This is a genomic window from Azospirillum sp. TSH20 (assembly GCF_003115935.1).
Classification (GTDB): domain Bacteria; phylum Pseudomonadota; class Alphaproteobacteria; order Azospirillales; family Azospirillaceae; genus Azospirillum.
Genome location: NZ_LGQU01000039.1, coordinates 70214 through 79537, shown reverse-complemented (window position 1 = coordinate 79537; position 9324 = coordinate 70214). Strand labels below are relative to the sequence as shown.

Here is a 9324-nt window from a genome sequence, read left to right as displayed (position 1 = left end):
TCGGCATGGGCATAACGGCGGGTCGCGCCAAGCACGAATGACCCGCCAGTAAGCGAGGCTGCTTCGCCCGGCAGGCGTTCCACGGTCGCGGCGAAACGGCCTCCCGGCGGAAGGGCGCGGGCTGCCGCCGCGAAGACGGGGGCGAGGTCGCCGATATAGACCAGCACGTCGGCGGCGACCAGCAGGTCCCAGCCGCCGGGCGCCCGCTCCATCGCCTCAACGACGTCGCCGACGGTCAGTTCGTCATAGAGCCGGCGTTGCCGCGCCTTCTCGACCATCCGCGGCGACAGATCGACTCCGGCGAGCCGGGAGGCCAGCGGCTTGAAGGCGACGCCCGCCAGTCCGGTGCCGCAACCGAGATCGAGGATGCGCAATCCCGCAGCGCCGGGCGTGATGCGGTCCACCGCCGACCGCAGCAGTTCGGGTGCCGCGTAGCCGAGCTTGCCCACCAGATCCTGGTCGAAGCGGTCGGCGTAGCGGTCGAACAGGGCGCGGACATAGGAGGCGGACAGGTCGGCACCCTCCCCTGCCTCCAGCGCCGCGATCAGGCGTTCGATCGCCGCCGCCTCGTCCCCTTCGGCGGTTCTTGCGGCGTGGCGTAGCGCGGTCAGCGCCTTCACCGGTTCGCGCAGGGCAAGCCAGCTGCGGCCCAGCGCGTGATGGACGGACGCATCATCCTCAAGCCGCCGGGCCAGCGGCTGAAGCAGTTCAACCGCCGCCAGCGCATCCCCCGACAGAGCCAGCGCATCCGCCAGCGCGAGGACGGCATCGCGGTCGTTGGGGCGCAGCGCCACCGCCTCCCGGTACTCCTCGAGCGCCTCCTCTCGGCGGCCGGCAGCGGCGAGGCAACGGGCGAGTCCGAGTCGTGCCTGTGCCGAATCGCTCCGCTCCGCCGCTAGGGACTGGAACAACGCATGTGCAGCATCGGTTTCGCCGCACTGCCGCAGGGCATCGGCCAGCATCAGCCGCCAGCCCCAATTTCCCGGTTCCAGAGTGACGGCGCGCCGGAAACAGGCCGCCGCCTGCCCTGCCGCATCGGTCCCGCCGCCGGCTTCCGCCAGTGCCGACCATGCCTCCGCATGGGAGGGGTCGACTGCGACGCCGGCGCGAAATGCGCGGGCGGCTCCGGCATTGTCCCCCGCGTAGAGCCGGTCGTAACCGAACCGGAACATTTGATCGAGATTGTAGATTTGCGGCTCGTCGCCAATGGAGGGATCCGCGGACACGGATGGAGTTCCTCTGATCGCGGGCTTCGACCAGGGGAATGCCGCCGGCCCGGATAGCCCGCCTCCGCTCGCCATCGGGCCGTCCCGGGCGTCGCTGCGGCACCGACTTGACCCAGGGAACCGAGTCCAGGGAAACAGGGCGGCGGAGTTTACTGCCCCAACATGCTGCGCCGCGCAAGGGGGACGCGAAAATCCTTCCGAAGTGTGATTCGGGCGACACGCGGTCGCAGTAGCCCTTTTTTTGTCCCCCATCCGAAGGGTCAAGAGAGGCAGCAGTACCACCCCAATCGATTTTGCCAGCAAATGTGGCGATTCAATGGCTTATGAACCTAACCGAAGCGCCTAAGCCGTCCGTTCGGCGAGCCTGAGTGACATCTGACGGACGAAAGCTGTGGTATTACCAGGGCGCAAGCGGGTTGACGATGGATCAAATTTTTGGAAGTGTTGCCGCGGCGCCCAATCGGGAGGCGCTGAACATCTGGGTAGGAGGCGGTCGCCGTAAGCGACTCGGTGACCGGAACAACGGCCCCGCGCGGGGGGTCAAACAGCCGCCGTACAAGACGGGGCGACAGCAGAAGGAGATTTGGGATGCGGGGACGAAATCAGCGCGCAGGCGCCACAACGTGTGGACGCTTCGCACTGGCTGCGGGACTGCTGACGGCTCCCCTGGTGGCGCTCTCCGTTTCCGGAACCGCCCAGGCCCAGACCGTTTCGAAGGAAAGCTGCGTCACCCACGCGGTGGAGGCCGAACAGAAGCTCGGCATTCCCTCCGGCATGCTGGTGGCCATCGCCCTGGTCGAAAGCGGCCAGGACGGCACCCCCCACCCCTTCGCCATGAGCGTGCAGGGCCGACCCTACTACGCCCGCAACGTCAGTGACGCCGCCCGTCATCTTCGCGATCACCGCGGCCAGCTTCGCTCCAACACCTATGTCGGCTGCATGCAGCTGTCGGTCGCCACCCACCGTGGCGAGTTCCAGCCGCTGGAGAAGATCGTCGAGCCGCGCGACAACGTGTTCTACGCCGGCCAGCTTCTCGTCCGTTTCCATGGCGAGGAAGGCAACTGGAAGACCGCGCTGGCCCGCTACAACGGCAGCTCCGGCCGCCGCGCCCAGGCCTATGTCTGCAAGATCTGGCAGAGCCTGGGCGAACTGGACACGCAGAGCGCCAAGCTGCTGGCCTCTTCCCGCTGCGAGGATACCGATCCCGTCAGCGTCGCTCCGCGCACCCGCCGCAGCTTCCACAACGCACAGCAGGTCGCGGCGATCAACTGATCCGTCCGCCGACCGGTCGCGCCGGCAAGAGCGCTGGCGCCGCGTTGCGTGATCGGGTAAACCCCGACGCATGAACTACCGCCACATCTTCCACGCCGGCAACCCGGCCGACGTGATGAAGCACGCCGTGCTGGCGCTGATCCTGGATCATCTGCGCGCCAAACCGACGCCTTTCTGCGTGCTGGACACCCATGCCGGCATCGGCCGTTACGACCTGACCGCCGAGGCGGCCCGCAAGACCGGTGAGAGCGACGAGGGCATCGGCAGGCTGTTCGGCCATCCCCTGCCGCATCCGGCACTGGCGCCCTATCTGGATGCCGTCCAGGCGCTGAACCCCGACGGCACCCTGCGCTGGTATCCCGGCTCCCCGCGAATCGCCCGTGCCGCGCTCCGCCCGCAGGACCGCATGGTGCTGGTCGAACTGCACCCCGACGACGCCGTCAGCCTGAAGGCGGAGTTCGCCGGCGACCGCTCCGTCGCCGTCCACCAGTCCGATGCCTATACCGCGCTGAAGGCCCATCTGCCGCCCAAGGAGAAGCGTGGGCTGGTCCTGATCGATCCGCCCTTCGAGCAGCCCGACGAGTTCGCCCGCATGGCGGAGGGGCTGGCGCAGGCGCACCGCCGCTGGTCCACCGGCATCTTCGCCCTGTGGTATCCGATCAAGGAGCGCGCGGCGGTCTGGCGATTCCAGGATGCGGTGGAGAAGACCGGCATCCCCAAGGTGCTGATCGCCGAACTGACCTGGCATCCCGAAGACACCCATCTGCGGCTGAACGGCTCCGGCCTGCTGATCGTCAATCCGCCCTGGAAGCTCGACGAGACGCTGAAGGAGATGCTGCCGGCCCTGCACGACGCCCTGCCCTCCACCGGCGGCGGGGCCGCGGTGAGCTGGCTCACGCCTGAAGCGCCCTAACCGGCTGGCAGGCGGCGTGTCCGGCACAGAAAAAACCCCGGTCCTTGCGGGCCGGGGTTCAGTCAGGATGGAGATCGTTCGTTATCGATGGCGTGCCGGTGCAGTCGGCCAGGTCTTCAGAAGCGGCGCTCCGTCTGCTGCGCCGCACCTTCCAGACGGGCGTTCAGCTTGCCCATCGCCGTGTTGGCGGTGCTCGCCGACATCTCCGAGATCTTGACGCTGCGGCTGAGGACCATCTGCATGTTGTCCTTCAGCATACGGCTCTGCGCCGCGTAGAAATCGGGGACGGTCCGGCTGCGCATCAGCGCGTTCATTCCCTCGGCATTGCGCGAGGCCACGTCCTGCGCCAGCCCCATCCATTCGCGCCAGGCGTTCTGCCAGCCGTCGGCCAGAACGCTGCCGCACTGGACCATGACGTCCATCGTTTCGCGGGTCTGGCTGGCGACCGCGCCCTGCGCTTCCTTCGACAGGCCCAGCGCGCGCTGGAGCTGCTCGGTCGTGCGGCCGGCGACATCGGAGGCCTTGTTCATCATGGTGCCGGCAGTCTCAGCACTGCGGCGGGTCATGTCGGCACCCGCCCCCATTGCCTTCTGACCAGCGTTCAGGCTGGCATCGGCGGCCTCCCGGCCGGTCTCTGCCGCGTTCTCACCCATCGAGCGGGCGGCATCGGCGGCGCGGCGGGTGGTGGCCTCACCGGCGCGCGTCATGTCCTCCACCGTGCCTTTCGCCCGGTCAGCGGTTTCACGCGCGCTGGTCGTGGTATCCTTGTCCATAGCCATGCGGGATGCTCCTCGAATACGTTCGTCCGGGCGGACGCCTCTTCCCAAACCTCGCGTCGGTCATTTTGCTGCACCGCCGCACGCGTTGAGACCTATAACACCCAGAAAGCAAAACGTTCCAGGACGCAAAATAATAACCGCACACCCGTTCTTTCGGGGTATGCGGTGTTTTGCAACCATAGTGTCTTAAGAACGAAACCATCCTTAATGTGCTTGCTGTTTTTCTGTGCAGTGACTTAACTATTCTGGCTGTGCTTTCCAAAACGCGCCGCGATTTCCCCAGCTATTCCCCGACGGAACACCAGCACGCAGGCGACGAAGATGCAGCCGATCACGACCGGCACCGGCAGGCTGGTCGCCGCCAGATAATTCTCCAGCGTCACCACCAGAGCGGCACCGATGACCGGGCCGCTCAGCGTGCCCATTCCGCCCAGCAGCGTCATTAGCACGACTTCGCCCGACATCTGCCACGTCACGTCGGTCAGCGTCGCCAATTGGAAGACGATGGCCTTGGTGCCGCCCGCCAGCCCGGCCAGCGACGCCGACAGCACGAAGGCCAGCAGTTTGTAGCGGTCGGTGCGGTAGCCCAGCGAAATGGCGCGTGCCTCGTTCTCACGGATCGCTTTCAGCACCTGCCCGAAGGGCGAATGCACCGTTCGCCAGATGATGGCAAATCCGATCAGGAAGACGCCCAACACCGTGTAGTACATCGCCAGCGGGTTGTGCAGGTCGAAGACGCCGAACAGGACGCCGCGCGGCACTGCCTGAATGCCATCCTCGCCATGGGTGAAGGGCAGTTGCAAGGCGAGAAAATAGACCATCTGGCTCAACGCCAGCGTGATCATGGCGAAATAGATGCCCTGCCGGCGGATGGCGATCAGGCCGAAGACCAGCCCCAGGACGACCGCGGCCAGGGTGCCCAGCAGGATCCCCAGTTCAGGCGACCATCCCCACTCCTTCACCGCATGGGCGGTGACGTAGGCGGCGCTGCCGAAGAATGCCGCATGACCGAAGCTGAGCAGCCCGCCGAAGCCGATCAGCAGATTGAAGGCGCAGGCGAACAGCGCGAAGCACAGCACCTTCATCAAAAAGACCGGATAGAGCACGAACGGCACCGCCAGCAGAGCGGCCAACACCACCAGCGCGCCAACTCTCGCCATGGTCAGGCCCGCCGTCGCCGGTGCGCCGGCGGTCTGTGCGGACGCCCGGCCGCTGCTCTGCGAATGAAGGCTCATGCGCTTACCTCTCCCGTCCGAACAGACCGGCGGGCTTTACCATCAGCACCACCGCCATGATGACGAAGACCACGATGTTCGAGGCCTCCGGGTAGAAGACCTTGGTCAATCCTTCCAACAGGCCGAGCCCGTAACCGGTCAGCACGGCGCCGATGATGGAGCCCATGCCGCCGATCACCACCACCGCGAACACGACGATGATGAGGTGCGAGCCCATCAGCGGCGATACCTGATAGATAGGTGCCGCCAGCACGCCGGCGAGCCCGGCCAGCGCCACGCCGAAGGCGTAGGTCAGCGTGACCATCCGCGGCACATTGATGCCGAAGGCCTGGACCAGCACCGGATTCTCGGTCGCCGCGCGCAGATAGGCGCCCAGCTTCGTCTTCTCGATGGCGATCCAGGTGCTGATGCAGACGATCAGCGACGCCACAACCACCCAGCCGCGGTAATTGGGCAGGAACATGAAGCCCAGGTTCCGGCCGCCGCTGAGTTCGGCAGGAATGGGATAAGGCTGGCCGGAGACGCCATACTGGTGGCGGAACGCCCCCTCGACGATCAACGCCAGCCCGAAGGTCAGCAGCAACCCATAGAGATGGTCGAGCTTGTAGAGCCGCGACAGCAGCGTCTTTTCCAGCACGACCCCGAACGCGCCGACGATCAGCGGCGCCAGCAGCAGCGCCCACCAATAGCCGATACCGAGCTGGTTCAGCAGCAGCCACGCCACGAAGGCGCCCATCATGTAGAGGGCGCCATGGGCGAAGTTGATGACGTTCAACATGCCGAAGATCACCGCCAGCCCGAGGCTGAGCAGCGCGTAAAACGATCCGTTGATCAGCCCCAGCAGAAGCTGACCGAACAGCGCCTGGGGCGGAATGCCGAAAATCGTTCCCATCATGAGCGTCGCTCTCCTCAGTGGCATCCCCGCCGCGGCATTGGTCCGAAAACCGCCGCCCTGGCGGGAATGCCGCTCCGTCACGTCACGGCTTTTGCCCTGTCGTCCTGTTTTACCGACGCGATCACTTCGGCAGCTTGCAGCCGCTTTCCTCGAAAGTGGCGAAGGCGTCCTTGCCGGGGATGGTGCGCAGGATCTGGTAATAATCCCAGGCGCCCTTGGACTCCGACGGCTTCTTCACGCGGGCCAGATACATATCATGGACCATGCGGCCGTTCGGCAGGATCGTGCCGTTCTTGGCGAACATGTCGTTGACCGGCATCTCCTTCATCTTGGCGGCGACGGTCGGGCCGTCGTCGGTCCCGGCCGCTTCGATCGCCTTCAGATAGTGGCGGACGGCGGAATAGCTGCCGGCCTGCACCATCGTCGGCATCTTGCCGTAGCGGTCGAAGAACTTCTTGGACCAGGCGCGGGTCTCGTCGTCGCGGTCCCAATAGAAGCCGGTGGTCAGCACCAGATCCTGGGCGACCTGCAGTCCGAGCGCGTGCACGTCCGACAGGAAGATCAGCAGGCCCGCCAGCTTCTGCTGACCGCTTTGCGTCAGGCCGAATTCGGCCGCCTGCTTGATCGAGGTGATGGTGTCGCCGCCGGCATTGGCGAGACCGACGACCTTGGCGCCCGAGGCCTGGGCCTGCAGAAGGAAGGAGGAGAAGTCGGCGGTGTTCAGCGGTGCCTTCACCGAACCGACAATCTTGCCGCCGGCCTTTTTCACTTCGACGGAGGTGTCGGCCTCCAACTGATGGCCGAAGGCATAGTCGGCGGTGATGAAGAACCAGCTGTCGCCGCCCTCCTTAACCATGGCCTGTCCCGTACCGACGGCCAGCGCATGAGTGTCGTAGGGCCAGTGGAAACCGGTGGGGGAACAGGCGTCGCCGGTCAGGCGCGAGGTCGCCGGACCTTCCATCAGGAAGATCTTCTTCTTCTCCTTCGTCACCTCCTGCACGGCGAGCGCGACGCCGGAATTCGGCACGTCGACGATCACGTCGACACCGTCCTGGTCGATCCACTGGCGGGCAAGGTTGGCGCCGATGTCGGGCTTGTTCTGGTGGTCGGCCGCGACGAACTCGATGGGCTTGCCGAGAATCTTGTTGCCGAACTCCTCGGCCGCCATCTTGGCGGCGACAACCGACCCCTCGCCGCCGAGATCGGCATAGAGGCCGGAGCGGTCATTCAGCACACCGATCTTGACCACATCGCCGGAAAGCTTGCCCTGCTGGGCCATGGCAGGCCCGGTGGACATGACACCGATCGTCAGGGCAGCAAGGGCGGCACCGGCCAGAAGACGTGCGATCATACGTGAATTCCTCCCCATCAGCGTTGCGTTGCGCAGATTGCGGATGACCGTCCGGATCGGTTCGTCCGGCGGTTCCCGGGTGGTCGTGTCGGCCTGCCCATTTGGTTTCATTCGAAACCGTCAGATCGTCCACGCCGCCCCTTCCCGACCACTATGCAGGCGCATCACCTTGTACGGAAAGCGGAAATTCAGCTTCACCAACAATTTTCATCAAGAGTCGGCCGAAACGCGCGCTTTTTCCATTCGGCGGTGTATGGAGGGCGGCGGTGACGCCACCGCGGCCTGCCGGCGCCGGTCGATCCGCCGCATGACCGGCGTCACACTGATGCCGTGGACGAGAATCGAGAGAAGCACGATCAGGCCGGTGACCGCCCACAGGGCGTTGGGCACGTCGAATTCCGCGGCGTTCAGCGCATAGGCGACGTAATAGATGCTGCCCATGCCGCGGATACCGAAGAAGCCGATGGCCAGCTTCTCGCCGACCGGCATCGGCACGCCGGCCAGCCCCACCACTCCGGCGACCGGACGCACCAGAAGCAGGATGACGGCCGCGGCGCCGACGGCACTCCAGGACAAGGCGTCGATCAATCCATGGGCCAGCGTGCCGCCGAACAGCACCAGCATCAGCATCATCATCAGCCGCTCGGTCTGCTCGACGAAATCATGCAGGCGTTCATGATACTCGCTGTTCCGTTCCGCATCGCGCAATGCGAGTGCTGCGACGAACACCGCGAGAAAGCCGTATCCGCCGACCAGCTCCGTCAGGCCATACGCAATCAGCGTGATGCCGAGCGACACGAAGCCGTCGCCGGTCCGTGACAGGTTCGCCCGATTCGGCACCCGAAAGGTGACATAGCCGAGGAACCGTCCGACCAGCCAGCCGACTCCGACGCCGGCCCCCAGCTTCCACACCACATCCAGCAGCACCCAATGTTGCAGCATGTCCCAAGGCGGGTTGCCGTTCAGCAGCGCGACCCCAATGGCGAGATGGACGAAGGGAAAGGCCAAGCCGTCATTCAGTCCGGCTTCGGAGGTCAGGCTGAACCGGATCTCATCCTCCTCGCCGGACTTGGGCGGACCGACCTGGACGTCGGAGGCGAGGACCGGATCGGTGGGCGCCAGCGCGGCCCCCAGCAGGATCGACGCCGGTAACGGGAAATCGAGCCAGTACCAGCCGATCAGGGCGATCATCAGGATCGACAGAGGCATGGTGATGCCCAGCAGCCGCCAGGTGATGATCCAGCGGCGCCAGCCGATGCGGCGATCCAGTTTCAGCCCCGCGCCCATCAGCGAGACGATGACGATCAGTTCGGTCAGCCGCTCGGTGGCCTGGGGAAAGGCCAGCGGCTCCGGGTTCTCCAGCCGCAGGGTGCTGAAGACCGCGAAGCCAAGCCCGACGCAGATGATCGGCAGGGAAAGCGGCAGTTCCTTCAACACCATCGGCAGCCAGGCCACCAACAGGATCAGGACCCCAAGCCCCACCATCATGACGATATAAGACATAAGCCGCCCGTTACCGTGACGCCTTCGGCACGGCTCGGCGGCCGGAAATCGTCCGGCCGGACCAACTGCGGCCGCGCGAAGGCCAATCCCGGTCAACACGCGAAGGCGCCGATGGGTTCAGGGCGGATGCAGGAACGATGCGGAATGGTT

The 9324-nt window shown here is 65.6% G+C and carries 8 protein-coding genes; 2 read left to right on the top strand and 6 right to left on the bottom strand.

Going from position 1 to position 9324, the window contains the following annotated elements:
• On the bottom strand, positions 1-1226 hold a 1226-nt coding region (locus TSH20_RS11190), incomplete at its 3' end, for a tetratricopeptide repeat protein (protein ID WP_109074800.1).
• 588 nt (positions 1227-1814) lie between these two features.
• On the opposite strand from TSH20_RS11190, the gene TSH20_RS11185 reads away from it, so the two are divergent.
• On the top strand, positions 1815-2498 hold the full coding sequence (locus TSH20_RS11185) for a transglycosylase SLT domain-containing protein (protein WP_109074799.1): 684 nt from the start codon (positions 1815-1817) through the stop codon (positions 2496-2498).
• Between the two features lie 70 nt (positions 2499-2568).
• A complete protein-coding gene (gene rlmJ, locus TSH20_RS11180) occupies positions 2569-3411 on the top strand; it encodes a 23S rRNA (adenine(2030)-N(6))-methyltransferase RlmJ (RefSeq protein ID WP_109074798.1) in 843 nt (280 codons plus the stop codon).
• Between the two features lie 116 nt (positions 3412-3527).
• On the opposite strand, the gene TSH20_RS11175 is transcribed toward rlmJ, so the two are convergent.
• From TSH20_RS11175 to TSH20_RS11155, 5 genes are all read right to left on the bottom strand, one after another.
• Positions 3528-4190, bottom strand: coding sequence for a phasin family protein (locus TSH20_RS11175; RefSeq protein WP_109074797.1), 663 nt, complete (start codon positions 4188-4190; stop codon positions 3528-3530).
• A 236-nt stretch (positions 4191-4426) separates the two neighbouring features.
• Entirely contained in the window at positions 4427-5425 is a 999-nt protein-coding gene (locus TSH20_RS11170; protein WP_109074796.1) for a branched-chain amino acid ABC transporter permease, read from the bottom strand.
• Positions 5426-5429: 4 nt separating this feature from the next.
• The gene (locus TSH20_RS11165; protein ID WP_109074807.1) at positions 5430-6317 is read right to left on the bottom strand and encodes a branched-chain amino acid ABC transporter permease; all 888 of its coding nucleotides are present in this window, start codon (positions 6315-6317) and stop codon (positions 5430-5432) included.
• Between the two features lie 124 nt (positions 6318-6441).
• Positions 6442-7671, bottom strand: coding sequence for an ABC transporter substrate-binding protein (locus tag TSH20_RS11160; RefSeq protein ID WP_109074806.1), 1230 nt, complete (start codon positions 7669-7671; stop codon positions 6442-6444).
• A gap of 210 nt (positions 7672-7881) precedes the next feature.
• Complete coding sequence (locus TSH20_RS11155) at positions 7882-9174, bottom strand: sodium:proton antiporter (protein WP_109074795.1); 1293 nt, start codon at positions 9172-9174, stop codon at positions 7882-7884.
• Positions 9175-9324: the final 150 nt, after the last annotated feature.

Excerpts from the sequence above, each read along its gene's own strand:
- TSH20_RS11165 (WP_109074807.1), bottom strand. The coding sequence starts at position 6,317 with ATGGGAACGATTTTCGGCATTCCGCCCCAGGCGCTGTTCGGTCAGCTT.
- TSH20_RS11175 (WP_109074797.1), bottom strand. The coding sequence starts at position 4,190 with ATGGCTATGGACAAGGATACCACGACCAGCGCGCGTGAAACCGCTGAC.
- rlmJ (WP_109074798.1), top strand. The coding sequence starts at position 2,569 with ATGAACTACCGCCACATCTTCCACGCCGGCAACCCGGCCGACGTGATG.
- TSH20_RS11170 (WP_109074796.1), bottom strand. The coding sequence starts at position 5,425 with ATGAGCCTTCATTCGCAGAGCAGCGGCCGGGCGTCCGCACAGACCGCC.
- TSH20_RS11160 (WP_109074806.1), bottom strand. The coding sequence starts at position 7,671 with ATGATCGCACGTCTTCTGGCCGGTGCCGCCCTTGCTGCCCTGACGATC.
- TSH20_RS11185 (WP_109074799.1), top strand. The coding sequence starts at position 1,815 with ATGCGGGGACGAAATCAGCGCGCAGGCGCCACAACGTGTGGACGCTTC.
- TSH20_RS11155 (WP_109074795.1), bottom strand. The coding sequence starts at position 9,174 with ATGTCTTATATCGTCATGATGGTGGGGCTTGGGGTCCTGATCCTGTTG.